Source organism: Shinella sp., assembly GCF_049651085.1.
Taxonomy (GTDB): domain Bacteria; phylum Pseudomonadota; class Alphaproteobacteria; order Rhizobiales; family Rhizobiaceae; genus Shinella.
In genome coordinates this window covers 183,459-208,761 of the sequence record NZ_JBASBL010000016.1, presented here as the reverse complement: position 1 = coordinate 208,761, position 25,303 = coordinate 183,459, and the positions used below count along the sequence as shown (strand labels likewise).

The 25,303-nt window shown below is 63.5% G+C and carries 25 protein-coding genes; 9 read left to right on the top strand and 16 right to left on the bottom strand.

Going from position 1 to position 25,303, the window contains the following annotated elements:
- Positions 1-87 precede the first annotated feature (87 nt).
- Together WA950_RS09735 and WA950_RS09730 are read right to left on the bottom strand one after the other, a co-directional pair.
- Complete coding sequence (locus WA950_RS09735; RefSeq protein WP_424551505.1) at positions 88-1,005, bottom strand: PhzF family phenazine biosynthesis protein; 918 nt, start codon at positions 1,003-1,005, stop codon at positions 88-90.
- Positions 1,006-1,099: 94 nt separating this feature from the next.
- On the bottom strand, positions 1,100-2,206 hold the full coding sequence (locus WA950_RS09730; RefSeq protein ID WP_424551504.1) for an endonuclease/exonuclease/phosphatase family protein: 1,107 nt from the start codon (positions 2,204-2,206) through the stop codon (positions 1,100-1,102).
- A 189-nt stretch (positions 2,207-2,395) separates the two neighbouring features.
- Between WA950_RS09730 and WA950_RS09725 the strand changes: the two genes are divergently transcribed.
- The gene (locus WA950_RS09725) at positions 2,396-3,982 is read left to right on the top strand and encodes a hypothetical protein (protein ID WP_424551503.1); all 1,587 of its coding nucleotides are present in this window, start codon (positions 2,396-2,398) and stop codon (positions 3,980-3,982) included.
- A gap of 6 nt (positions 3,983-3,988) precedes the next feature.
- On the opposite strand, the gene WA950_RS09720 is transcribed toward WA950_RS09725, so the two are convergent.
- Positions 3,989-4,405 (bottom strand): Lrp/AsnC family transcriptional regulator, encoded by a 417-nt coding sequence (locus WA950_RS09720; protein WP_424551502.1) that lies wholly within the window; start codon positions 4,403-4,405, stop codon positions 3,989-3,991.
- A gap of 135 nt (positions 4,406-4,540) precedes the next feature.
- On the opposite strand from WA950_RS09720, the gene WA950_RS09715 reads away from it, so the two are divergent.
- Complete coding sequence (locus WA950_RS09715; protein WP_424551501.1) at positions 4,541-6,187, top strand: M20/M25/M40 family metallo-hydrolase; 1,647 nt, start codon at positions 4,541-4,543, stop codon at positions 6,185-6,187.
- A gap of 87 nt (positions 6,188-6,274) precedes the next feature.
- On the opposite strand, the gene WA950_RS09710 is transcribed toward WA950_RS09715, so the two are convergent.
- From WA950_RS09710 to WA950_RS09700, 3 genes are all read right to left on the bottom strand, one after another.
- Entirely contained in the window at positions 6,275-7,498 is a 1,224-nt protein-coding gene (locus WA950_RS09710; protein WP_424551500.1) for a PLP-dependent aminotransferase family protein, read from the bottom strand.
- Positions 7,499-7,964: 466 nt separating this feature from the next.
- A complete protein-coding gene (gene ilvC / locus WA950_RS09705) occupies positions 7,965-8,984 on the bottom strand; it encodes a ketol-acid reductoisomerase (protein WP_424551499.1) in 1,020 nt (339 codons plus the stop codon).
- Between the two features lie 57 nt (positions 8,985-9,041).
- Complete coding sequence (locus tag WA950_RS09700; protein ID WP_424551498.1) at positions 9,042-9,680, bottom strand: TetR/AcrR family transcriptional regulator C-terminal domain-containing protein; 639 nt, start codon at positions 9,678-9,680, stop codon at positions 9,042-9,044.
- 408 nt (positions 9,681-10,088) lie between these two features.
- Between WA950_RS09700 and WA950_RS09695 the strand changes: the two genes are divergently transcribed.
- Both WA950_RS09695 and WA950_RS09690 read left to right on the top strand, forming a co-directional pair.
- Positions 10,089-10,469 (top strand): hypothetical protein, encoded by a 381-nt coding sequence (locus WA950_RS09695; protein ID WP_424551497.1) that lies wholly within the window; start codon positions 10,089-10,091, stop codon positions 10,467-10,469.
- Between the two features lie 322 nt (positions 10,470-10,791).
- Positions 10,792-11,001: a cold-shock protein gene (locus tag WA950_RS09690; RefSeq protein ID WP_424551496.1), complete on the top strand. Its 210-nt coding sequence runs from the start codon at positions 10,792-10,794 to the stop codon at positions 10,999-11,001.
- Positions 11,002-11,110: 109 nt separating this feature from the next.
- Here the strand turns inward: WA950_RS09690 and WA950_RS09685 are convergent, their stop codons facing one another.
- Together WA950_RS09685 and WA950_RS09680 are read right to left on the bottom strand one after the other, a co-directional pair.
- Positions 11,111-12,355 (bottom strand): FAD-dependent oxidoreductase, encoded by a 1,245-nt coding sequence (locus WA950_RS09685; protein WP_424551495.1) that lies wholly within the window; start codon positions 12,353-12,355, stop codon positions 11,111-11,113.
- A gap of 34 nt (positions 12,356-12,389) precedes the next feature.
- Positions 12,390-12,797: a winged helix-turn-helix transcriptional regulator gene (locus tag WA950_RS09680; RefSeq protein WP_424551494.1), complete on the bottom strand. Its 408-nt coding sequence runs from the start codon at positions 12,795-12,797 to the stop codon at positions 12,390-12,392.
- A gap of 149 nt (positions 12,798-12,946) precedes the next feature.
- Here WA950_RS09680 and WA950_RS09675 point away from each other — a divergent pair, with 149 nt between their 5' ends.
- Positions 12,947-13,834, top strand: coding sequence for an NmrA family NAD(P)-binding protein (locus WA950_RS09675; protein WP_424551493.1), 888 nt, complete (start codon positions 12,947-12,949; stop codon positions 13,832-13,834).
- A 42-nt stretch (positions 13,835-13,876) separates the two neighbouring features.
- On the opposite strand, the gene WA950_RS09670 is transcribed toward WA950_RS09675, so the two are convergent.
- Entirely contained in the window at positions 13,877-14,629 is a 753-nt protein-coding gene (locus WA950_RS09670) for a pyridoxine 5'-phosphate synthase (protein WP_424551492.1), read from the bottom strand.
- Positions 14,630-14,906: 277 nt separating this feature from the next.
- Between WA950_RS09670 and WA950_RS09665 the strand changes: the two genes are divergently transcribed.
- Together WA950_RS09665 and WA950_RS09660 are read left to right on the top strand one after the other, a co-directional pair.
- Positions 14,907-15,974 (top strand): hypothetical protein, encoded by a 1,068-nt coding sequence (locus WA950_RS09665; protein ID WP_424551491.1) that lies wholly within the window; start codon positions 14,907-14,909, stop codon positions 15,972-15,974.
- Positions 15,975-16,312: 338 nt separating this feature from the next.
- Complete coding sequence (locus WA950_RS09660) at positions 16,313-16,990, top strand: MerR family transcriptional regulator (RefSeq protein ID WP_424551526.1); 678 nt, start codon at positions 16,313-16,315, stop codon at positions 16,988-16,990.
- Between the two features lie 119 nt (positions 16,991-17,109).
- Here WA950_RS09660 and WA950_RS09655 read toward each other — a convergent pair whose 3' ends face one another.
- Positions 17,110-18,237: an ATP-dependent DNA helicase gene (locus tag WA950_RS09655; protein ID WP_424551490.1), complete on the bottom strand. Its 1,128-nt coding sequence runs from the start codon at positions 18,235-18,237 to the stop codon at positions 17,110-17,112.
- 145 nt (positions 18,238-18,382) lie between these two features.
- Between WA950_RS09655 and WA950_RS09650 the strand changes: the two genes are divergently transcribed.
- A complete protein-coding gene (locus WA950_RS09650; RefSeq protein WP_424551489.1) occupies positions 18,383-19,474 on the top strand; it encodes an AbrB family transcriptional regulator in 1,092 nt (363 codons plus the stop codon).
- Here the strand turns inward: WA950_RS09650 and WA950_RS09645 are convergent.
- The 4 genes from WA950_RS09645 to WA950_RS09630 form a co-directional block, all read right to left on the bottom strand.
- Positions 19,471-19,830 carry a nitrile hydratase accessory protein gene (locus tag WA950_RS09645; RefSeq protein WP_424551488.1) on the bottom strand — a complete coding sequence of 120 codons (360 nt, stop codon included), beginning with the start codon at positions 19,828-19,830 and terminating at the stop codon, positions 19,471-19,473. The genes WA950_RS09650 and WA950_RS09645 overlap by 4 nt on opposite strands.
- Positions 19,817-20,476 (bottom strand): nitrile hydratase subunit beta, encoded by a 660-nt coding sequence (nthB, locus tag WA950_RS09640; RefSeq protein ID WP_424551487.1) that lies wholly within the window; start codon positions 20,474-20,476, stop codon positions 19,817-19,819. Before nthB ends, WA950_RS09645 begins: the two co-directional genes overlap by 14 nt.
- Complete coding sequence (gene nthA, locus WA950_RS09635) at positions 20,473-21,048, bottom strand: nitrile hydratase subunit alpha (protein ID WP_424551525.1); 576 nt, start codon at positions 21,046-21,048, stop codon at positions 20,473-20,475. The genes nthB and nthA overlap by 4 nt, the downstream gene beginning before the upstream one ends.
- 95 nt (positions 21,049-21,143) lie before the next feature.
- A complete protein-coding gene (locus WA950_RS09630) occupies positions 21,144-21,737 on the bottom strand; it encodes a LysE family translocator (protein WP_424551486.1) in 594 nt (197 codons plus the stop codon).
- Positions 21,738-21,861: 124 nt separating this feature from the next.
- On the opposite strand from WA950_RS09630, the gene WA950_RS09625 reads away from it, so the two are divergent.
- The gene (locus WA950_RS09625) at positions 21,862-22,707 is read left to right on the top strand and encodes an aldo/keto reductase (RefSeq protein ID WP_424551485.1); all 846 of its coding nucleotides are present in this window, start codon (positions 21,862-21,864) and stop codon (positions 22,705-22,707) included.
- Positions 22,708-22,775: 68 nt separating this feature from the next.
- Here the strand turns inward: WA950_RS09625 and ilvN are convergent, their stop codons facing one another.
- Together ilvN and WA950_RS09615 are read right to left on the bottom strand one after the other, a co-directional pair.
- Positions 22,776-23,348 carry an acetolactate synthase small subunit gene (gene ilvN, locus WA950_RS09620; protein ID WP_424551484.1) on the bottom strand — a complete coding sequence of 191 codons (573 nt, stop codon included), beginning with the start codon at positions 23,346-23,348 and terminating at the stop codon, positions 22,776-22,778.
- A 69-nt stretch (positions 23,349-23,417) separates the two neighbouring features.
- Entirely contained in the window at positions 23,418-25,196 is a 1,779-nt protein-coding gene (locus tag WA950_RS09615) for an acetolactate synthase 3 large subunit (protein ID WP_424551483.1), read from the bottom strand.
- Positions 25,197-25,303 lie beyond the last annotated feature (107 nt).

Sequence of the window (25,303 nt, the reverse complement as noted above, 5' to 3'; positions counted from 1 at the left end):
TATAATGGGCCTCGCAGGGCTTGTCTATACCGCAGTCCAAAAAAACATGATTTCGAGCAAAAAAACTTCCGCAGCGCAAAATGGCCGTCACAAATCCAGCGTTCCCGATGCGATACGCACAGCCTCGCCGCCGATGCGCGCGCCGGCGATGACGCCGCCCGCTACGTCGAGATGCAGATGGATATGGGAGGGACGCCCCATTTCGACGCCCTGCTCGATCAGCAACGGGTGGTGGCCATCGACCAGCTTGTCGAAGAAGTGGATGGCGCCGGACAGGGCCGCAGCGGCAGAGCCCGTCGCCGGATCCTCGCTGAGGCCCCTGTCGGCGGAGAACATGCGGCTGTGGAACTTCGCATTGTGGTTCACGCCGCCGCGGCAATAGAGATAGGCAGGGGCCAGCCGGCCCTCGGCGAAAGGCGCGCAGCGCTCCCAGAGCGCCGGATCGAATTCCACGGCTGCTGCGGCCGTAAGGTCGTGCACGGGAATCATTACGAAGGCGGCGCCAGCGCTCCAGAGCGTGGGCGTGTGGTTCTCGAAGCCGATCTCTCCCGGCTTGAGGCTCAGGGCATCGGCGATCGCCTGCCTGTCGAAGGTCGCCTCCAGACGCTCGGATTTGCGCGGCAGGTCGAACTCGGCAAAAGCCGCTTTGTCGCCGCCTAGCCGCACCGCACAGCGCACCGGACCGACATTTTCCTCAAGCACCGACACCTGATCGGGCGCCCCTGTCCCATTGTTGCCGCCCGCTTCGGCAATCGCGATCGCCGCCCCCACCGTGGGATGCCCGGCGAAGGGCAGTTCGCGACCGGGCGTGAAGATGCGCAGGCGCGCGGTGTGCGCCGGGTTTTCCGCCGCCTTCACGAAGACCGTTTCGGACAGGTTGAACTCGCCCGCGATGCGCTGCATCGTGCCCTCGTCGAGACCGTCGGCATCGAAGACGACGGCCAGCGGATTGCCGGCAAGCCGCGTATCGGTGAAGACGTCGTAGATGGCGTAGCGGCAGGTCAAGGCATTCTCCGTATTCTACTTTTTGATCGAGGCATTTGCCTGAACCTGCCCGAGGGCATCTGTGCGGGCAAGCGGAAATGACGCCGCTTGCAGCTCACAGATCAAGGGTCATGACCACCGGGCAATGGTCCGAGGCCTTCGGCCGGTCCCAGCCGATGCGCGGATAGCGTTCTACCTCCTGCCCCGGCGGGAAGGGTGTGCGGAACGGTTGGCCGGCGCGGATGATTTCCGGCACGTGCTGCGCGTTGCGTGCGGCAAGCGACGGCGAGAGCCAGATATAGTCGAGCTGGCAGAGATGCCGCTCCTCCGGCCCGCGGCTGTGATAGAGCGTCCAGCGATCATCGACCGGCCGGCGCAGCATCGGGTTCACCGCAAAGCCGTCGGCGCTGAAGACATCGAGCGCGCTCGCCGCCTCCTGCTGCGGCACGAAGCGGTAACCGTTGCGCTTGTCGCCCTCTATCGCCAGTTTTTCCTGATAGTCGTTCATGTCGCCGCAAATCGCAAAAGACTTGCCCGCCGTATGGCCGGCACCGAATCGATTTTCGATGATGCGGCGCACGGCGCGCACCTCGGCGGTACGGACCGGCATGGTGGACTGGCGGCCATCCATCCCTTCCCTTCCCGGCCCCATCGATTTGAAGTGGACGACATAAAGCGTGAGCGGCCGCCCGCCGATGCGCAGGTCCATTTCCAGGCAATCGCGCTTGAAGACCCTGTCGTCCGGTTTGACGCCCTGACCAAGCTCGGGCGTATGGAGGCCGAAATCGCGATAGGTGACGGACGCATGGCTGCGAATGTCGACGCACTCGATGCGCTGTCCATCACGCGTTTCCTGGCGCATCAGAACCGAAACGTCGATGCCGCGGCTGTCATTGCCCTCGATCAGGTATTTCTGCCGGTAGCCACTACCGACCATGCGGAAGAGATAGCCATACTCGAAGGCCTCCAGCGCGGCCATGTTGTCGGTTTCCTGCAGGCAGAGAATGTCCGCATCCGCATCGGCAATGGCAAGCGCCGAATGCTGCCGGGCGTCATCCGTATGCGCAATGGCGCGCGCCTCCTCCAGGCGCTGGTACTCCGCCTCGTTGCGAATATCAAAGAGGCGCAGGACGCGATCCTGGCGAAGCTGGTTGCGAAAACCCGTAAAGTCGAAACGGGCCATGAGATTTTCGATGTTGAAGGTGGCGAGACGTAGCGACATGAGGTCCTTCCGGGAATGCCGGCCGAGTGTATCCGGGTGACGGGCAATGAAAAGCGCCTTTTCACGCGTGCCCGCCATCGGCGGAATAAAGCGACCGCCCTTCCCGTCTTCTCCTCACGGGCGATGCGCATTCCGGTGACGGGCGGAGGGAGCGGTCATGGCAATTGCATCCAGCTGGCACGGGCGTTTGTGGCGGCATGGCTCGCGCTCATCCTCTTTGCCGGCCTGCCGGTCCGCGCCGCTGAACACTATATCACCACGCCGGGCGATGCAGTGCACGCCATGGGCCTCGTTGCCGATGCTATCGGCCGCAAGGCGCAGGTGCATACGATCCGAATCACCGAAAAGGAGCTCACCGTGCTTGTACGCGGCGCGGCGCGGCCGGACGACGTGGAGGAATGGAGGGTGCGGATGGCGCGCCGCTTCTTCCTCCTTGCCGCCGAGACAGTCAGCGGCCCATCGGCAAAGCCGGCCCCGGCCATCGTCGCCGATACCGCAAGCGGCTTCTTCGCCGTAGAGGAGATCGCTCTCGACAAGGTGGATCAGGTGGCGACCCGCGCCATCGCCTATGCCAGGCTGCAGGACGAGGCGATCGTCCAGTCGATCGAAATCGCCCGGCGCGTCAGCCTGCTGCCGAAACCAGCCTATGGCGATATCCGCTGGACGCTCTACGTCGCCTCGCCGCGCGAGAGCGCAACGGTCTACACCGACGCAAAAGGCACGATCATCGGCGGCGACCTCTCCAACACCGTGCGCGCCCGCAACATGGATTTCTACAAGGACGACGACTGGCCGAAGGCAGCAGCGCTCGACAGCCTGATCTCGGTGATCGGCACCGGGCCGGTCGTGCGCGACATCACAATCTACCCGAAATCCATACAGGTGAAGGCCGACCACCCGACCCTGCCGGAGACCACGGTCGGCTATTCCTGGGACCTGTCCGGCGTCACCCGCTCGGCGATTACCTCGCCGATGTTCCCCGGCACGGCGCAGCAGCCCGCCCTGTCGCTGGCCGATGTCGACTTCGCGCCGCTTGGCAAGGTGCGCGACAATGCGATCAAGGCGTGGGGCAACGACAAATCCAGCCTGAACTACATGATGTTGCGGCTCTTTTCGGACGGTCCCGGCAAGCCGGAACAGCGCTGGACCGTGAATTTCACCGATTGGGGACAGCCGGGTGAACTCGCACTGTTTTCCAATAGCGGCTCGATCGAGCTGACAGCGGACGGCACGGTGCGCCACGCCAACCTGCCTGCCGCGCGCCAGCCGAAGCGCAACTGGCTCGAACCGAAAACGACGCGGGAGACGCTGGCGGCGATCGGCGAACAGTTCGGCAAGAATGCACGCTTCTCCGAAATCAGCATCAATGTCGATTCGATGCGCATTCTCGCCGAGGTGCCCGATACGCCCGGCAAGATGCGCGACTACAACGCCAACGACCGCGGCCTCACCGCCTCCAGCATGATGATGCCCTGGGATGCTGAATTCCGGCCGGAGCGGCTCTACCGGATGAGTGATCTTGCCTTTTTCTCGGCGGAAAAGCTGAACGAACTGACGGCCCGCACCTTTACCCGGTTGAAGGTCGGCTCGGACATGGCGCTCTCGCGCTATACCTTCTCTATCGGCCAATTGCCGACGCCCGACGGCAGCTTCATGGTGCCCTCGCCGGACGGCAAGGTGACGCTGGAAATTCGCCTCGAAGGACCGGACGGCTGGAAGGGCGGGCGCGTCACCTATTCCTCGACGGGCGAGGAAATCGACATCGTGATGCCGTAGCGCCCGTCAAAGGGTCGTCAGCAGCAGGCTCGTCTCGGATTTCGACACGCCGTCCATGGCGCGGATGCCGCGCAGCACCCGCTCGAACTCGACGAGATTCTCGGCGTGAAGCTCCGCCACCAGGTCCCAGGCGCCGTTCGTCGTGTGCAGGGCGCGCACCTCCGGAATACCGCGCAGCGCCTTGATGGCGGCCAGCGTCTTCTGGCCGGTGATCTCGATCATCATGACCGCACGCACCGCATGCGGATCGTCCGTCTCGGTCACCCGCACGGAAAAGCCGGCGATGACGCCATCACGGGTCAGCCGCTCGATGCGGTTCTGCACGGTGCCGCGCGACACCTTCAATTCTGCCGCAAGCGCCGAAAGCGAGGCGCGGCCATCCTTGCGCAGCAGAGCGAGAAGTTTGCGGTCGGTCGTGTCCATGTCTGTCGAAATGCCAGATTGAGATAACGAAACGGCAAGATTGGCGTCAATTTTCACAAAAGATTGCCGTTTCGCTTGCCGCTGTCCTTGGCTAGCCTTGCAGTCTCTTCAACGCAACAGCTTTCGGCAGGCCCCATGTCCCCGATGAACGAAACCGCCCTCCGCATCGCCGCCGCGCGCACCCGCGCGCTTTCCCTGCTGATGACACGGTGGCCGAGCGTGACCGGCTCGCCCGACGAGGCGCGCTTTTCCGAAAAGCTCGAGGCGCATCTCGCCGAGACGCCCTATTTCCAGCGCCATCGCGAACAGCTCTTCACCATCGACAGCCACGGCGATCCGCTGACGCGCAACGTTGTGGCGCTGGTACGCGGCAAGGGGCGGCGAACGGTGGTGCTGGCCGGCCATTTCGATACGGTTTCCATCGCCAATTACGGCACGCTTGCGCCGCTCGCCTGCGATCCGGAACCGCTGACCGAAGCCCTCGTCAAGGAGTTGCGCAGCCGCCCGCTGAACGGCGCGGAGGCCAAGGCGCTCGAGGATTTCGAGAGCGGCGACTTCATCGCCGGGCGCGGCCTGCTTGACATGAAGAGCGGCCTTGCCGCCGGCATCGCGGTTCTGGAACGCTTCGCCGGGCTGGAAGACCTGGAAGGCAACATCCTCTTCGTGGCGACACCCGACGAGGAAAACCGCTCGCGCGGCATGCGCAGCCTGCGCGACGCCCTGCCCGCTATCGCCCGCCGCTTCGACCTCGACATTGTCGGCGGCATCAATCTCGATGCATCGAGCTGCGAGCGCGACGGCGAGGAAGGCCGGGCAATCTATCTCGGCTCCATCGGCAAGTTCGCCCCCTTCGCCTTCGTCATCGGCCGTCCGACCCATGCCGGCTACCCGTTCAACGGCACGAGTGCGCATCGTATCAGCGGGGAAATCATCCGCGCCATGGATACGGTGCCGGAACTCAGCGACGAAGCCTTCGGCGAACGCTCGCCGCCGCCGGTGTGCCTTGAAGCCCGCGACATCCGTGACGGATACGACGTGACGACGCCGGACCGCGTCTGGCTCTCCTTCAACTGGCTGACGCACCGCCGCAGCGCCAACGACATTCTCGGCGAATTCCGCACGATCGTCTCCGGCGCGCTGCAAACCGCGCTCGAAACGCAGGATGCCCACGCCGCGCGCTACCGGGATCGCGCCATAGCCAGCACCAAGGGCCTCGTGCTGACCTATGCCGAGCTTCTGGAGCGGGTGAAGCAGCGCGGCGGCATGGAGGCGCTGGCGCGGCTCGAAACGCTGGACCGGGCGCTATCGGGCGGCACCGATCCGTTGAAGGTGAGCCGGGAGATCGTCTCGGCGGCGGCGACGGAAGCCGGCATCGAAGGACCGGCCGTCATCATCGGCTTCGGCAGCCTGCACTACCCGCTGGTGCATCTGGAACGCTCCAATGCCGAAGGCATGCAGGCGAAACTTCAGCGCGTGATGCAGGACGCCGCGCGCCGGCACGACACCTCTATCAAGTTCAAGCAGATCTTTGCCGGGATTTCGGACATGAGCTTCTTCGGCCACCGGCCGGATGCGGGCGAGACCGCCCTCCTGGCCGCCAACACGCCGTCGGCAGCTTTCACGGACAATGCGCCGGAAGGGCTGCTGCCCTTCCCGACGGTCAATATCGGCCCGTGGGGGCGCGACTATCATCAGAAATGGGAGCGCGTGCATGCGCCCTATACATTCGAGGTCCTGCCGGACCTCGTCTTCGAAGCGGCCCGCACGTGGCTGGACGACTAGAGAAATTCCGGTGAGAACCGGGTCACCGCCCTCTCCCCGCCTGCGGGAAGAGGGTTATCGTGAGGGCAACGCGCCCGGCGTCCGGCTTCAGGCTGCAAGCCGCTCGCTGGCGAGCAGGCGGCCGAGGCGGGAAATGCCTTCCTCGATCGTCGCGGCATCGGCGCAGGAGAAGCTGAGGCGCAGCGTGTTGGCGCCACTGCCATCCGCATGGAAAGCCTGGCCGGGAACGAAGGCGACTTTTTCCGTCTCGATGGAGCGGGCGAGCAGTTTCGCGCCGTCCATGCCGGCCGGCAGCGTGACCCAGACGAACATGCCGCCTTCCGGCTTCGTCCAGGTGACGCCTTCCGGCATGTATTTCTGAAGCGCCGCCAGCATGGCATCGCGACGTCCGCTATAGGCGGCGCGGATTTTCGCGACCTGCGCGTCGAAACCACGCTCGGCGACATGGGCGATCGCCATCTGGTTGATGGTCGAGGAATGCAGGTCCGCCGCCTGCTTCATCAGCACGAGCTTGCGGATGACCGGAGCGGCCGCGACGATGTAGCCGACGCGCAGGCCCGGTGCGAGCGTCTTGGAGAAACTGCCGCAATAGATGGTGCGGGTGTCGTCGATACTGCCCTTGCTGGCGATTTCGAGCGCCAGGATCGGCGGAATCGCCTCGCCGTCATAGCGCAGCGACTGATAGGCGGCATCCTCGATGATCGGGATTTCCAGCTCTTCGGCAAGCGCCAGCAGCTTTTCGCGGCCGGCGCGGTCGACCGTTTCGCCCGTCGGATTGGAAAAATCGGCGGAGAGATAGGCAAACTTCACGCGTCCGCCGGCTTCCGTTGCCGTCGCGCGGTAGGCATCCGGCGTGCGGTTGCCGGAAAGGTTCAGCCGGTCGTAGGTCGGCTCATAGGCATTGAAGGCCTGAAGCGCGCCGAGATAGGTCGGCCAGGTGACGAGCGCCGTATCCTTTGGCGACAGGAAGAGCTTGCCGAGATAGTCGAGGCCCTGCTGCGAACCAGAAACGATGAAGACGTTGTCCGCAGTACAGGGAACGCCCAGCTTGCCCATTTCGCCGGCGAGCCAGTCACGCAGGGGCTTGTAGCCTTCGCTGATCGAATATTGCAGACCGGCGGATGCATTCTCGCCCGCCAGCACATCCGTATAGGCGGCGGAGAAGGCTTCCTTCGGAAACAGCGCCGGATCCGGAATGCCGCCTGCGAACGAGATGATGTCGGGCCGCTCCAGCAGTTTCAGCAATTCACGGATTTCGGATGCCTTCATGCGCGACGCACGCGTCGCGAAGGCCTGTTCCCATTTGAACATAGGGGTTTCCTCGGGCTTGTTGTTTGAACGCACCTCATCATGGCGCCGTTTTTATGTCAATAATGCTGACCTAAACATTTGCACCAGAAAAGCCGCGCACCGCCCAAGGTTTCGCGCAAAGGCACTCCTGTCGGAGCGATTTAGCTCCGACTGAAACTCCAGTTACGACCCGGACTCAGGTTGTCCGGTCGCCATAGAGACTCAGCAGCACCAGCATGGCTATACTGCCAAGGATGAGAAGATCGAACCAGGCGAAGTATTGGATAATCGTGGTCATCGCACTATCCTCCTGACAGCGGAACGATACACAAGTGTATTGTGTTCCCATTTGCCCCGTTAAGCAAGCTTATTACTTGCTGCACCGCGGCGTCTCAGAAGGATGCGCTGCATTATTTAAAGTTCACTGAAATAGAAAAGCCGGGCGGAAAACCGCCCGGCCCGTCGTCTTGCCCGAAGGCAGGAACGATTAGTTGACAGCCTTGTCGACCAGCTTGTTCTTGCCGATCCACGGCATCATACCGCGCAGCTTCGCACCGACTTCTTCGATCTGGTGCGCGTCGTTGTTGCGACGGATGCCCTTGAAGCGAGCGCCGCCGGCCTTCCATTCCTGCATCCACTCGGAGGTGAACTTGCCGGTCTGGATGTCCGTCAGGACGCGCTTCATCTCGGCCTTCGTCTCGGCGGTGATGATGCGCGGGCCCGAGACATATTCGCCCCACTCGGCCGTGTTGGAGATCGAGTAGTTCATGTTGGCGATGCCGCCTTCATAGATCAGGTCGACGATCAGCTTCACTTCGTGCAGGCACTCGAAATAGGCCATTTCCGGCGCATAGCCGCCTTCGACCAGCGTTTCGAAACCGGCGCGGATCAGCTCGACGAGACCGCCGCACAGAACGACCTGTTCGCCGAAGAGGTCGGTTTCGCACTCTTCCTTGAAGTTGGTCTCGATGATGCCCGAACGGCCGCCGCCAACGCCGCAGGCGTAGGAGAGAGCGACGTCAAGCGCGTTGCCCGAAGCGTTCTGGTGAACGGCAACGAGGCAGGGGACGCCGCCGCCCTTCTGGTATTCGCCGCGAACCGTGTGGCCCGGGCCCTTCGGCGCGATCATGACGACGTCGAGCGAGGCCTTCGGCTCGATCAGGCCGAAATGGACGTTGAGGCCGTGGGCAAACGCGATGGCCGCGCCGTCACGGATGTTGCCGGCAATCTCGGCCTTGTAGATGTCGGCCTGCAGTTCGTCCGGGGTCGCCATCATGAGGAGGTCGGCCCACTTGGCGGCTTCCGAGACGGTCATGACCTTGAAGCCGTCGGCTTCGGCCTTCTTGATGGTCGGCGAGCCGGCCTTGAGCGCGATCACGACGCCGGTGGCGCCGGAATCCTTGAGGTTGAGTGCGTGTGCACGGCCCTGCGAGCCGTAGCCGACGATGGCGACGTTCTTCGCCTTGATGAGGTTGAGATCGGCATCACGATCGTAATAGACGCGCATCGGTAGTTCCTTCCCTTGATGTCTGTTTAAACCCGAACCGGCGGTTAAACTGCCGGCCTATTCTTTCACACCGTGGAGTATCAGGAAGGCATCCACTGCCTTCTCCGCCCGCGGCGAGAATTCCTTTTTGAGCGCTGCGGCATCCTCCCCCAGAAGCATGCGCAGATGCATGTCCGAGACGATCAGGCCGTAGAGCGTGCCGTATGCCTCGTCGGCACTGTCGAATGCAAGCAGCTTCGCCTTGCGGCCTGCTTCCAGCAACGCGGCGGCGCGCTTGCCGATCTGCCGCCGGCCGCGCTCCTGCAGCAGACGGCCGAGCCCGGCGCCCTCGCGACTGGCCTGGCCGATCGCCAGACGATTGAGCGCCAGCGAGACGTCACCGGAAAGCACATCGATCAGATCGCGGGCAAAGGCTGAAAGATGCATGCGCAGCGTTTCCGCCGTCAGCTTGCCCGCTTCGGCCTCGACCGTGCGCACCTTGCCGGCCTGGTAGGTGATCATCGCCGAGATCAGCCCGTCGCGATCGCCGAACCACTTATAGAGGCTCTCCTTCGAGCAATTCGCCGCACGTGCGACACCCGCCGTCGTCAGCGCGCGCTCCCCTCCTCCGACGAGCAGGCCGAGCGCATGCTCCAGCACCACGCCCTGACGCTCCGTCAGTCCCGCAGCAGCTGCGCCAGCCCTTCCCTGCTCCATCGTCCGCAAGATCTCCACCCCGCAAAATCAAGTACCGTACCGTACGGTTCGCATCTTCTAGCGTTCCTCGACAGTCCGGTCAACAGCTTCCTTCGCGAGATTCGAAGAGAGTGATTTGCGCACCGGCATCGGCTGTGAACGACACTTCGTTGCACGCAAAAATTGCTGCGGCGCACAATGTATGAGAAATTTTCTTCCAGCCATCTTCCTGATTAGAAACAAAAAACCATGCGGGAAGGCGTTTCATTGCAGATTGCACAATATTTTTCGCTTCCCAATCCGTTTCGTCTTGTTAAGATTTGTGAGACCTGCGGTGCAGCAGGCCACGCTTCACGCGTCGGCGTGCCGGCAGTCCAGGCCTCAGTCAGGAGTACGAAGCGAAACGCCCTTACGCCAAGGAGACAGAAAATGCTGAATTTCCTGCCCGTCCTTCACGAAGGACATGCTCCCATTACTCTCCAGCAACTGTTCGGCAATGCTCTCGAGGCTTTCGATGCCTGGGAAGACGAGCGCGCCGAACCCATGGTGATCTACGAGGATCACATCATTCCCATCGGCACCGTGTTTGAAAGCATGCGGGACTGCACCGATATCCTGCCGCGCACGATGGCGGATATCGTTTCCGATACGCTCGCCCGCAACCCGGCGACCATCGACGCCGAGATCGTCACCTTCGGCGATGCTGCCCGTCTTGCGACGGCCCTCACCGAGCAGCGCCGCCTCTGCGGCGAAACGGCCATCGCCGCCTTCCTCGACCATCATCGCGTCGACAAACGGCGCCCCGCCTAGAAAGTGCGACGCCAAGGCCCCGGAAACGGGGCCTTCGGGCGGCAGTATTGCCCGCACGGCTCTCTACCGTGACCAGCAGGCGGGATCCGCGCCATTTACACCCTCCGCCAACGCCCGATTTTCCGTTGAAGTATCTGCCTCCAGCCACTCTTGACCCATCGAGGCGAAGCACTTATTTCTGCGCGCATCGAGATTTGAACGTTGTCTTCTGCATTTGCCGGTTTCCAGCCCGCAGCTCACGAACTTCCCCTTCAAATTCGACCACCCATGGTCGCCTAACCGCGACCGACGATTGATTTGACGGCTCAGGAAAGGTTTCGTCATGGCAACTGGTACCGTAAAGTGGTTCAACACGACCAAGGGCTACGGCTTCATTCAGCAGGACAGCGGTGAACCGGACGTTTTCGTCCACATCTCCGCCGTACAGCGCGCAGGCCTCACCGGCCTCGACGAAGGTCAGAAGGTCAGCTTCGAGCTGGTCCGTGACCGCAAGTCGGGCAAGATGTCGGCCGATCAGCTCGAAGCAGCTTGAAACGCCTCACAGCAAGAATGGAAAAGGCCGGTTTCGACCGGCCTTTTTTGTGTCCGCTTTTTGCAGCGCCCGCGCTTCAGGCAAGGCCGCCAGAGCGGCCCATCGCCTGTCAGGCCTCCTGAAGCAGCCTCTCCAGCCAGCGGCATTCCTGCAGGCCAGCCCGTGCGAACGGGTCGACAAGCGTGCCGGAAACGATGGCCGCCAGCAGTTGCGGTGTCGGCGGGATTTTCGCGACGGTCGCGACAAGCCGGTCGCGCAGCCAGGCGATCGACCGCGAATCCGACTGGTAGAACGGCGTGAAGACGTAGGAGAGCAGCTGGAACAGCCGCACGTGATTGCGCCGGGCGCTTGCGAAGGCTGCCAGCCCCTCTTCCAGTGACCGGGCCGAGGAAAGGGCGTGCGCCAGCGCCGCCGCGTCGAGCAGCGCCATGTTGGCGCCCTGCCCGAGCTGCGGACTGGTGGAATGGGCGCTGTCACCGATGAAGACGATGCCGTCCGCATGCGGCGGCAGCGTGGTGCGATGGGCATAGCGGGCAAGCGTCAACTGCTCCCAGTCGCCAATTTGATCGAGGAACGGCGCAGTCTCGGGCCAGTAATCGAGGATACCGGCCTTCCAGCGTGCAAGCCCCGCCTGCTTCACCGCCTCTGCATCCGCCGTCTTGAGGCTCCAGAAGAAGGCCGCCTTGCGCCCTTCGCCCGGATGCGCGCGCCCGACCGGCAATACGCCGATCATCACCTTCGCCGCATCGTATCGTTGGGACAATGCCCGTGCATCATGGGCGACACCGTCACAATCGAGCGTCGCCCAGAAGGCGCCCCAGGGCAGTTCCCTGACCTTCGGGGCAACGACGGACGCGGCAACGAGCTGCGAGCGCGCGCCGGTCGCATCGATCACCAGGTCGTAGTCGCCGACGATCTCGCCGTCCGGATCGTGCAGGGCGGTGCGCGCCTGCCGGGTTTCTGCCTTGGCGAGCGTGATGCCTGTGCGGATGGGAAGGCCCTCGGCCACGACCGCATCGTGCAGCGTCGAAAACAGCGCGGCACGGTGCACGGCAAGACCATAGCGGCCGCCTGCCAGCGCATCATAGCGCACATCGAGCACGGTGCGCCCGCTGCGCGCATCTGCGCCATGCAGCCGGTCGATGCGATTGCCGAGAGCGTGGATGCTGGAAGAGAGGCCGAGGGCGTCGAGTACAGTCAGTCCCGTCGGCTGCATCAGGAGACCGGAGCCGACCGGCGACGGGCGCTCGAAACGTTCGATAAGCTCGACCCGATGGCCGCCACGCGCAAGAAACAGTGCCGCAGCGAGCCCCGCAGGCCCCGCGCCGGCAATGCCGATATCCAATGGCTTCATGCCCTTCCCCGATGCGGCCCCGATGGCCGAAGCGTCAATCCTTTTGCGTATCGTAGGCCGTCCGTGCGGCCCGGATCGCGGTATGGTTCTGCGTAGACCACTGCACGAGCGAGCGCAGGAGCGCAAGGAAGGATTGGCCGAGCGGCGTCAGTGCATATTCGACACTCGGCGGCTGGGTCGGATAGACGGTGCGCGCCACATAGCCGTCACGCTGGAGGTCACGCAGGGTCTGCGTCAGCATACGCTGCGAAATGTCCGGGATGAATCGGCGCAGTTGCGAGAAGCGGCGCGGCCCATCAGCAAGGCCGAGGATCATCAGCGAGGTCCACTTCCCGCCGACGCTGTCCAGCACATCGCGCACGGGACAGTCCTCCATAGACATGGGGACCCCGTCGATCAAAATGACGCGTTCGCCCGCGGCTCGGTCGATGATTTTGTTCATAGCCGGTTCCCTTCAGGTAACCACCGCAGAAAAAACTGCCTCCTTTACAGGCTCTATCAGATTACCGGATAAGAGCAAGTCTCAATAAGAGACCAACTCACAGCAGGATCAGATACGCCTCCCCGCCGAGCCTGCCTGAAAGGAATGACATGACCGACACGCTTCTCGTCACCGGCGCCTCCGGCCAGCTCGGCCGCCTCGTCCTCGATGCGCTTCTCGCCTCCGGCAAGATCGCGCCTACCAGTCTCATCGCGACCAGCCGCAACGTCGCCAAGCTCTCCGACTATGCGGCGAAGGGAATCACCGTACGCGCCGCCGACTTCGACGACCCGGCCTCGCTCGACGCCGCCTTTGCCGGGGCCGGCACGGTGCTGATCATCTCCACCGACGCGCTCGATGCGCCCGGCAAGCGCCTCGCCCAGCACAAGGCCGCCGTCGCCGCGGCAAAGAAGGCCGGCGCCAGGCACATCCTCTACACGTCCATGCCGCAGCCGGACGATTCGCTCGTCACCTTCGCACCCGACCATCTCGGCACCGAGGAAGCCATCAAGGCGAGCGGCATCCCCCACACGATCCTGCGCGACGGCTGGTATGCGGAAAACCTCTTCATGTCGCTGCCGCACGCGCTTCAGACCGGCTCCTGGTACACCTCGTCAGGAGAAGGCAGGATTGCCCACATCACCCGCGCCGACACGGCCGCCGCCATTGCCGGAGCAGCCCTGAAGGCTGGCGGCGAGAGCAAGACCTACACGCTGACCGGCACGAAGAGCCGCACGGCCGAGGAAATCGCCGCCATCGTCTCCGCCGCCACGGGCAAGCCGCTGAATGTGGTGCATGTGACGGACGCCCAGCTTGCGGAGGGCCTGAAGGCCGCCGGCCTGCCGGAAGGCTTTATTCCCACCATCGTTTCCTTCGACGCCAACACGCGCGAAGGCAAGATCGCGATGGTCACCGGCGATGCGCAGACGCTTTCCGGCCGCGCGCCGACATCCTTCGAGGATTTCATCGCCGCCAACAAGGCAGCCCTCCTCGGCTGACAGGAATGGGGTGCGGCGCTCTCCTGGAGCGCCGCATGGCCGTCAGATATCCTGGCCGCAGGCGCGGCAGAAACGGCGCACCGCCTCTGCCATGCCGTATTCCAGCGCATCGGCCGTCAGGCCATGACCGATCGACACTTCCGCAAGGCGCGGAATGCGGGCGACGAGCGCCGGCAGGTTGGCGACCGTTAGGTCATGGCCGGCATTGACATCGAGGCCGAGATCAAAGGCGATGTCCGCCGTCTCGCCGAGCAGTTCTACGATGCGCGCGGCCTCTGCCGGGTTGTCGTAGCAGCCGCCATAGGGACCGGTGTACAGTTCGATCCGGTCGGCACCCAGCTCGCGTGCGATGATCAGCGCCTCGCGGTCCGGCTCACCGTCCGCGAAGACCGAAACGCGCAGGCCCAGCTTCTTCAACCGGCCGACGATATTGCCGAGCAGGTTGTGGTTCTTGCGGAAATCCCAGCCGTGGTCGGAAGTCGCCTGCGCCGGGTCGTCCGGCACCAGCGTCACCTGTTCGGGACGGTGCTCCTCGACAAGGCGCATGAAATTCTCTTCGGGAAAGCCCTCGATATTGAATTCGGTGCCGGAAAACTCGGTATCGATCAGCGCCCGGATGGGGGCAAGATCGCTGAAACGCACATGGCGCTGGTCCGGCCGCGGATGCACCGTGAGCCCGCTTGCACCTGCCTCCAGCGCAATCCGGCCGAGGCCGGTGACGCTCGGCCAGGGCAGGTCCCGGCGGTTGCGCAGCATGGCGATAGCGTTGAGATTGACCGACAGTTTCGCAGGCATGACGACGCGGGCTCCTATTGCTATATCAACGTCTAGCGCGTTGTTTCCACAAGGGCAATCGCCACAAATGCCGCGCGAGGCGGGCTTGCGGAAGAATTGCCCGGCATTCGGCTGCTTCGCCCTTGCCCATGATCGGGAATCTCCGATAAACTCCCCCGGATTTTTAGGGATGGCGCGTCTGCGTCACGGTTCGGGGAACGGAAAGGCATCAGGCAACGACGATGGTCTTCTCTGCAACAGCACCGTGAGCGGGACCGGCAGGCCGACGTGCGATCTCGTGCGGCGCACCCTCGAGACAATCGTCGCCAGCGAGACCTTTGCCCGTTCCGAACGCTTGCGCTCGTTCCTCTCCTATATCGTGGAGAACGAAGTATCCGGCAAGGCAACCCACCTGAAGGGCTACTGCATCGGCATCGACGTCTTCGGACGCTCGCATGGTTTCGACGCCGGCAACGACCCCCTGGTGCGCGTCCAGGCCGGCAAGCTCAGGAAACTGCTGGAGCAATATTACGAGACGGAAGGCGCTTCAGACATTGTCCGCATCCGCGTGCCTCTCGGCAGTTACGTCCCGGAATACAGCCTCGTCAGCAAGGAGCCGGAAACGGCAGCGGACATCGTAGCAGACAAACCGGCAATCGCTCCGTCGTCCGTCCGGCAGACACGAAGCGCGCGCCGATCCTGGCTTCCAGCGCCGGCCTCTTCGCCGCTTGCGCTTTTCTCCTTGCTGCCGCTGATCTTCCTTGCACCCTCGATCTATCCGGAACCAACCAATGCGGCGATCGAGAAAGCGCAGCGCGTTCTTTCCGTGCAGACCTCATTCACCGACCAGACGCAGATCCTGCCGCAACTCCGCATCGAGCAATGCTGGCCGGCGGGAGGCGATTGCAACGCACTGGCTCGCGCCATCACGAACGCCACCGGCTATCACAGGACCGTGCGTCTCGTCGAAACACACGAACCCGGACCGCTATCCTATGTTATCCGCATAGAAAACCGGGTGGTCGGCTACGGCATCTATGCCCGGCTGATCCACGAGCAATCCGGCAGGACTGTCTTTACCCGGCATTTCACCCGCGAGCAGCTGCATGGTGAAGCGGGCATCGCCTACGAGGCCGTCGTCTTTGCGGCACGGGCGTTCTCGGCAAGCGGGGCGCTCTACCGCCACGCGATACGAGCAGGCGCGGCAAGCGCCTTCATGCACTGCCTGGCGCAAGTGGAGCAGCAGTCGGCGCGCGGGATAGCCCATCCGCAGCCGTTGGCGAGCTGCTCCAAAGAGACGCCGGACACACTCGCCGATGCGGATGCCGCAGCACCGGCCCGGCGCAGCACGCCTTTGGTGCGCTAGGCCCTGTCCACGCCCTCTGCCGTGCAAACGGCCACGAAAAATAAATCCCTAGATATAGCGATATGCATAAGCGTATCGCCGGCTTATTTTAGAAAATAGGCGGACTGGTAATATTTACGGCCAGGAGCTCACGATCCGGCACATCGCCGTGCGACCACGGATCGGAAAACCACAGATCAATCGTGTACACTCTACCGGAATTGCACAGGCCGGCAGAACGTATGCGATGAAGGGCACTATCCGTCGCCACGGCAACAGCCCTCACAGGAGGGATTATCCCGTGTCGACGACCGGGGGTAATACATGACCGATCTTCTTTTTTGCAGGCGGTTTTCATGATGACCAATGGGTCGAAGAAAGCCGAGGGCCGAGCGGGCGGGCGCAAGACCATCCGCTTTTTGCCTGTTGCACCGCTGCCGGAAAACCTGCCGGACGGGCGTCTTGCCATCGCGGACATGGCCAACGCCTTCGGCGTGACCCATCGCACGCTGCATTTCTACGAGGAAAAGGGCCTGCTCACCGCAGCCCGCGTCGGACCGATGCGCGTCTATGGCGCAACGGAAATCCAGCAGATGGCAGTGGTCAATACCTGCCGCGAGACGGGCATGCCCGTCGCCGTGATCCAGGAACTGCTGGAGCAGCTTGCCGCCGCCGCAAGCCAGGATGAAGCCGATGGCATCTTCCACGCGGCAATGAACGCGCGCAAACGGGAACTTGCCGCCCAGCAATCGACGATCCGCCGGCAGATGCAGCAGATCAACGAACTGCTGGACTTTGCAGCCGCGCACGAACCCGAGACGAACGACAACATCCCGCAGGCCCAGCTTTCCCCCGTGGAACTGCGCTGCCTGGCGCTGATGTCGGAAGGGTATCCCACAAGCCGCATCGCCCGCGCGCTCGAAGTGGAGCCGGGCGAGGTTCAGGTGATGGAAAAGAACATCATCGCCAAGTTCGACAGCAACAACCGTTTCCAGGCCGTCGCAAAGGCGGTCATGCTCGGAATCGTCGGCCACTGAGGCCGGCGTAAACGGGCCGGACATGATGACCGGCCCCTTTCATCCGCTCCTGAGAGCGGCCCGTCGTGCGAGTCCCACAAAGGTAAAGCGTCTTTCGGCGATACGCGGAAAAGCTCTATCTATCGCACGATGGTGAGCGTTTCCGCGGCGCGCGTGATGGCGGTGTAAAGCCAGCGTTCACGCGTGTCGCGGAAGGCAAAACTCTCATCGAACAGCACGACATTGTTCCACTGCGAGCCCTGCGCCTTGTGCACGGTCAGCGCATAGCCGAAGTCGAACTCATCGTAGCGCTTGCGCGTCGACCACGGAATTTCCTCTTCGAGATTCTCGAAGGCGGCCTTCAACAGCTTGATCTTGGCCGCGCCGCGATCCATGTCGTCGTCCTCCGGCCGGATCATCAGGTTGATGCCGGGCTTCACCGTTTCCTTGGATGAACTCATCACCTGCCAGAGCGATCCGTTGAGCAGGCCCTTGGCCGGATCGTTGCGCAGGCAGACCAGCTTGTCGCCGGATTGCGGGTAGTCTGTGGAAAATCCCTTCAGCTCGCGAAGGCGCTGGTTGTAGCGCCGCCGCGTCCGGTTGGTGCCGACAAGCACCTGATCGGCCTCGAGCACCAGCGACTGGTCGACCTCATTGCGGCCGATGACTCGCGCCGCGCCATAATCGCCAAAGCCGATTTCGCTGCCTTCGCGAACCTGCATGGCAAGCTGGATAATCGGATTGTCGCGCGCCTGCCGATGAATATCGGTCAGGAGGTAGTCCGGCTCCTGGTTGGTGAAATAACCGCCGCCGGTAACGGGCGGCAGCTGGCCGGGATCGCCGAGAACGAGGATCGGTGTGCCAAAACTCATCAGGTCGCGCCCGAGCGCCTCATCCACCATCGAACACTCGTCGACGACGACGAGCGCCGCCTTGGCGACCGGGCTCTGGCGATTAATGGAGAACATCGGCGAGATCGAGGTTTTCCCCGTTTCCTCGTCCGACACCTCTTCCTCGCCGCGCGGGCGATAGATCAGCGAATGGATCGTCTTGGCATTGCTCGCGCCCTTGGAGCGCAGCACCTGCGCCGCCTTGCCGGTGAAGGCGGCAAACAGCACGTCGCCATCGACATTTTCGGCAAAATGGCGAGCAAGCGTCGTCTTGCCGGTGCCGGCATAGCCGAACAGCCGGAACAACGGCTGACGGCCTTCCTTCAGCCATCGCGCGACAGCCTTCAGTGCTTCATCCTGTTGGGGTGCGAATTCCATTCCCGGACTTGGCAGGATTCGGCGCCGCGAAGCAAGGGGGCCAGCGCCAGTTCGCCCGGCTCCCACAGGAATAGCCCCCCTTGATTTGGCCCTGTTCGCCGGGGCCGCGCCGCTGTATGGAGGGCATAACCTCCGGAGCGACGTTTTGCCCCCAGCCGCCCACAGCCCGAACGACAGAACGAATGCGCCGACTGGTCTCGGCAGGCTGCCCGCCTTCCTGCAATGGTGCCTCGTCGGCTGTCTTTCCATCGTCGCCACCGTGCCGCTGGAAGCTGCCGGCTTTCCCGCCGCCTTCCTCATGGGACCGATGCTCGCGGGCATCGTCGTGGCGCTGGGCGGTGGCACGATCCGCCTGCCGCGCCTCTTCGTCTTCGTCGTGCAGGTGGTGCTGGCGCTGATGATCGCCACCATGGTCTCGCAGGACTTCATCGGCACCTTCAGCGAAAACTGGCTGGTGATACTCCTCGTCGTCCTCTCCGTGATCAGCGTCAGCACGCTTTCCGGCTGGCTGATCGCGCGCACCGGCATCCTGCCCGGCACGACGGCGATCTGGGGGTCTTCGGCCGGCGCCGCCTCCACCATGATGATCATGGCGGAAGCCTATGGCGCGGATGCCCGCCTCGTCGCCTTCATGCAGTATCTGCGCGTCGTCTTCGTTGCGAGCTTTGCAACGCTCGTCGCCCATTTCGGCGGCCATGACGGCGCGGCCGTGCCGCCGCATGCCTGGTTCGAGCCGGTGCCGATGCTGCCCCTCGCCGCCATGCTGGCGGTCGGCATCCTCGCCGGACTTGCCGGCCAGAAGCTGCGCATCCCGGCCGGCGCCTTTCTCGTACCCTTCGCCCTTGCCGCCGTGCTGACATCCTCCGGCACGGTGACGATCGTGTTGCCGCAGTGGCTGCTCGTCATCGCCTTCACCCTGCTCGGCTGGAACATCGGCCTCGGCTTCACCCGTGCGATCCTGTTGCACGCGCGCCGCGCCCTCATGCCGACAGTGGCCTCCATCATCGCGCTGATCAGCTTTTCCGGCCTGCTTGCCGGCCTGCTGATCCTCGTCCTCGGCGTCGATCCGCTGACGGCCTATCTCGCGACCAGCCCCGGCGGGCTCGATTCGATTGCCGTCATCGCCGCCGCCAGCAAGGTGGACATCGCCTTCGTCATGACCTTGCAGACCGCGCGGCTGATCCTCGTGACCCTCATCGGCCCATGGCTCGCGCGGTTCGTCGCGGACCGCGCCTAAGCCGGCGCGTTTTCAAGATAGATGGGATTGCCGTGCGGGGTTGCCTCGGCGGCACGCGACCAGCGCTCCGAAAGCGCCGCCTGCTCGGCCTCGCTCGCCACACCCGTCTCGGATAGCAGTGTGGAAAGGGCAGCGACCCAGCAGTCGAAATAATCCGAACCATCCCCGGCCCTGCCGGGTCGATGCACCTCCCGCGACAGCGCCGCAGCCCACTCAGCCCAGGTGAACACGCCCTGCTGGTGCAGGCGCACGGTCATCGCGAAGGCCTGCGCCTGCCAGGGCTCGGCGAAGACCGGATCGCCCTCGGCGGATTTCGGCAGGCCGGGTGAGGAGGCGGGCGTTTCACACTGGCTCAAGATAACTCTCCCACGCGTCGATCGAGACCGTCAGGCCCGGCTCGGCCCCCTCGCCCCAGATGTCCGCACCATCGAAGACAACGGTGTAGAGCCATTGGGGACTTTCGCCCCTGCCATGCGCGCTATCGTCCGGGAAGACGTAGGAACCCTGCACCGTCTCGACCACGCCCACCTTGTCGCGGGCATAGCGCGGCAGGCGCGTATGGGTTGCCGGATTGAAATTGCTGGTGCGCACGCGGTCGCCGGCGGCAAAGCGCGGCGCGGTATCGAGCGGCCGGTCGCAAGGCCCGCCCTTGGCCAGGACCGCCGGCACCATATCCGCCTTCAGCACACGCTTCGGCGCTGCGCCCTGCTCCAGCATCCGCCCCTCAGCCAGTTCCCCGGCGCTGACGAAGCCGTGGCGCTCGAGCAGCGTTTCCAGCGCGCGGATCCAGATTTCGTAATAGCTGGCGGACAGATAGGTGGCTGGCGGGATGTTCTCCCGCGCATGGCGGCTTTCATCGATCGTCCAGGCCCCGAAAGCACCACAGGAAAGCGTCACGCCAAGCGCCCGCTTTTCCCATTCGGCATGAAAGACGGGCTCGTTCGGCTCGGGTGCGACGGGGCCAAAACCGTGCAGGCCGCCGAGATCGTGCGGCCCGTTCATGGCCGCGCCTGCGGCGAAAGTGCAAGGCCGGTGCCAATCATCGCATCGCGCGTCACGAGATCGGCCAGCGCCTCCTGGTCCAGCCCTTCCGTCCCGGCCGGGCGCTCCGGAACGACGAGATAGCGCAGTTCCGCCGTCGAATCCCAGACGCGGACTTTTTTGCCCGCAGGCAACGTCACGCCGAACTCCGCCAGCACGCCGCGCGGATCCATGACCGCCCGCGACCTGTAGGCCGGCGCCTTGTACCAGACGGGCGGCAGACCGAGCACAGACCATGGATAGCAGGAGCAGAGCGTGCAGACGACGAGGTTGTGCGTCTCACCGTCGTTGAAGACCGCCCGCATATGCTCGCCCTGCCGGCCGGTATAACCGAGGCTGGCGATGGCCGCCGTCGCGTCGCGCTTCAGCCAGTCCGCGAAATCCGGCTCCGCCCAGGCCTTGGCGACGACGCGCGCGCCGTTACGCGGGCCGATCTTCGTCTCGTAGGTCTCGACGATGACGTCGATCGCCTGCGGATCGATCAGGCCCTTCTCCGTCAGGATGGTTTCGAGCGCGCGCACCCGGGCTTCCATCGGCGAGAAATGGTTGTCGTGATGGTGGTGGTCGTCGTGATCGTGATCATGCGGCGGCAAGGCGTTTTCCTCCGGCTTTGCCTATTCATAATCCTCTAACGCAGCATCGGCCAGAGGCTTGCGACGAGCAGCAGCGCCATCGTGATGTTGAACCATTTCAGCCGCACCGGAACGGACAGCCACTCGCGCAGCGCCGAACCGAAGCCGGCCCAGGTGGAAACGCTCGGGAAATTGACGATGGCGAAGGCGACGCCGACAATCAGCACGCTCATCGTGTAGTTCGCCGAATTCGTATAGGTGGCCATGGCGGAGACGGCCATGACCCAGGCCTTCGGGTTGACCCACTGGAAGGCGGCGGCGGCAAGGAAGCTCATGGGTCGCGCGCCGGTCTTGCCCTCGCCGATCGAACGGGACGTCCCGATCTTCCAGGCGATCCAGACAAGGTAGGCACCGCCGGCGAATTTCAGAACCGTATAGACGAGCGGGACCGCCTCAAGCAGCGCGCCAAGGCCAAAGCCGACGGCAAGCAGCAGCACGAGGAAACCGACACCGATGCCGCACATATGCGGGATCGTGCGCACGAAGCCGAAATTCACCCCCGATGCGAAGAGCATCATGTTGTTCGGGCCAGGTGTGATGGAGGTTGTGAAGGCGAAGACCAGCAGCGCCAGGAAGATTTCGATCTGCATGCAGACTCTTGTGTATCGGGTTTGTCTTTTTCGATTGATAATCCATCTCCTTGCAACGACCAGCCAATTCTTGTCATGCATACAATCGGATAATTGATGCATGGCCTTGCAGACGGAGCGCAGCATGAAAGCCGAACTACCCGCAGTCACCCTTCCCGGCGGCCGACAGGTGCCGGCGCTCGGCCTCGGCACCTGGCACATGGGCGAAAGCCGCGTATCCGCATCGGCGGAGACTGCCAGCCTGCGCGCCGGTCTCGACCTTGGCATGACAGTGATCGACACCGCCGAAATGTATGCCGATGGCGGGGCCGAAATGGTGGTGGGCGAAGCGATCCGGGGACGGCGTGAGGAGGTTTTCCTCGTCAGCAAGGTCCTGCCCTACAACGCCAGCCGCGCCGGCACCATGGCCGCCTGCGAGGCGAGCCTGAAACGGCTAAGAACCGACCATATCGAGCTCTATCTCCTGCACTGGCGCGGCAACCATCCGCTGGCCGGGACCGTCGAAGCCTTCGAGGCGCTGAAGGCGCAGGGCAAGATCGGCGCCTGGGGCGTTTCCAACTTCGACGAAAGCGACATGAAGGAGCTGTTCAGCGTGGCCGAGCCCGTGCGCCCCGCGGCAAACCAGGTGCTCTATAATCTGGCCCGCCGCGGCATCGAGTTCGATCTCCTGCGCTGGAGCCAGATGCAGGGCGTCCCGATCATGGCCTATTCGCCGCTCGACGAGGGGCGGCTCGTCGGCCATCCGGTGCTGGAAGAGATCGGCCACATCCACGATGCAAGTTCGGCGCAGGTCGCCCTCGCCTTCCTGCTCACCAAGGCAGGCGTCATCGCCATCCCGAAATCCGGCTCGCCGGAGCGCGTGCGCGAGAATTTCCGCGCTTCCGAAATCCGCCTCAGCTCGGAGGACCTCCGCCTGCTGGACGAGGCCTTCCCGCCGCCAAGCCGCAAGCGGCCGCTGGAGATGATCTGAAAGAAAAATGGAGCCCTCCCCGTCAGGGGAAGGCTCCATTGAAAGGCCAAAAGCTTCGCCGCGCTGGCTTACATGCCCTGCGGTCCGCGGTTCATCGCCGCGATGCCGGTGCGGCAGACCTCGGACAGGCCGAGCGGCTTCATCACGGCCACGAACTGGTCGACCTTGGACGACTTGCCGGTGATCTCGAAGATGAAGTGATCGACGGTCGCATCGACGACCTTGGCCTGGAAGGCATCGGCAAGCCGCAGCGTTTCCGCCCGCATCTCGCCGGAACCGGTAACCTTCACCAGCGCCACTTCGCGCTCGATCGGACGTTCCTGCCCCATGATCTTGGCGCGGACCGTCAGATCGACGACCCGGTGGACCGGGATGATGCGTTCCAGCTGCGACTTGATCTGCTCGAGAACGCCCGGCGTGCCGCGCGTCACGATGGTGATGCGCGACAGATGCGCCTCATGCTCGGTCTCGGAAACCGTGAGGCTTTCGATATTGTAGCCGCGGCCGGAAAACAGGCCGATGACACGGGCCAGGACGCCCGGCTCGTTGTCGACGAGCACGGAAAGCGTGTGACTTTCCGCGACCTGGGTTTCCTTGGCGATGAAATAGGCGGAACCGGTAGGCTGTAGGTGTGCGTTCATGGTCGTTCTTTCCTCACGCAATTCCAGTAAAACCGCTACGCACTTTTGCTGGAATTGCTCTCCTTTTCATCAAACGAGCTGGCGGCCCTTGGCGTCGATCGCATTGGCGACCGCTTCGTCCGTGGCCTCGTCGGGCAGCAGCATTTCGTTATGCGCCTTGCCCGAGGGGATCATCGGGAAGCAGTTGGCGAGGTTCGCGACGCGGCAGTCGAAGATGACCGGACGATTGACGTCGATCATTTCCTGGATCGCGCCGTCGAGATCAGCCGGCTTGTCGCAGGCAATGCCGACGCCGCCATAGGCTTCCGCGAGCTTGACAAAGTCCGGCATCGCTTCCGTGTAGGAGTTCGACAGACGGTTCCCGTGCAGGAGCTGCTGCCACTGGCGCACCATGCCCATGTACTGGTTGTTCAGGATGAAGATCTTGACGGGCAGGTTATACTGCACGGCGCAGCTCATTTCCTGAATGCACATCTGGATTGAGGCATCGCCGGCAATATCGATGACGAGACTGTCGCGGTGTGCGACCTGCACGCCGATCGCCGCCGGGAAGCCATAGCCCATCGTGCCGAGGCCGCCCGATGTCATCCAGCGGTTCGGCTGCTCGAAGCCGTAGAACTGCGCGGCCCACATCTGGTGCTGGCCGACTTCCGTGGTGATGTAAGTGTCGCGGTTCTTCGTCAGCTCATAGAGACGCTGGATCGCGTATTGCGGCATGATCACGTCGTCGTTCGGCTTGTAGGCAAACGAGTTGCGCGCGCGCCACTTGGCGATCGAGGTCCACCAGTCGGCCTGGATCGCCCTGTCGTAATCCTTGTTGCCTGCCCGCCACAGACGGACCATGTCCTCGAGAACATTGCCGACATCGCCGAGGATCGGGACATCGACGCGAACGTTCTTGTTGAAGGAAGACGGATCGATATCGATGTGGATCTTCTTGGAGTTCGGCGAGAAGGCATTGAGACGGCCGGTGATGCGGTCGTCGAAACGCGCGCCGATGCAGACCATGACGTCGCAATCATGCATCGCCATGTTCGCCTCGTAGGAACCGTGCATGCCGAGCATGCCCAGCCAGTTCTTGCCCGAGGCCGGATAGGCGCCGAGGCCCATCAGCGTCGAGGTAATCGGGAAACCGGTGATCTCGACCAGTTCGCGCAACAGGCGCGAGGCTTCCGGGCCGGAATTCACGACGCCGCCGCCGGAATAGATGATCGGCCGGCGAGCCGATTTCATCAACTGGACGGCTGCCTCGATCTGGCTGGCATCGCCCTGCAGCTTCGGCTGGTAGCTCTTCTGGATCGGTGCGGCGGACGGCGGCGTATAGGTGCCGGTCGCGAACTGCACGTCCTTCGGAATATCGACGACGACCGGGCCCGGGCGGCCGGACTGGGCGACGCGGAAGGCCTCATGGATGATGCGGGCAAGATCGTTGACGTCCTTGACCAGCCAGTTGTGCTTGGTGCAGGGGCGCGTGATACCGACCGTATCGCATTCCTGGAAGGCATCCGATCCGATGAGCGTGGTCGGAACCTGACCGGTGAGGCAGACGAGCGGGATGGAATCCATCAGGGCGTCCTGCAGGGGCGTGACGGCATTCGTTGCGCCCGGGCCGGAGGTGACGAGCATGACGCCAACCTTGCCGGTGGAGCGGGCATAGCCTTCGGCCATGTGGCCGGCGCCCTGCTCGTGGCGCACGAGGATGTGCTCGATATCGTCCTGCTGGAAGATTTCATCATAGATCGGCAGGACGGCACCGCCCGGATAGCCGAAGATATGTTCAACGCCATTGTCTTTCAGGGCCTGCAAGACAATTTCGGCGCCCGTCATCTGATTTTCTGTTCCGCTCATCGGATTTCCGTCCGTCTCTTTTTCGTATTTCGGGTGATTATCGAATTTCTGGGCATAAAAAAAGGCCCCTGGAGGAGCCTGCTTACCGCGCATGGGTGCTTTCGCCG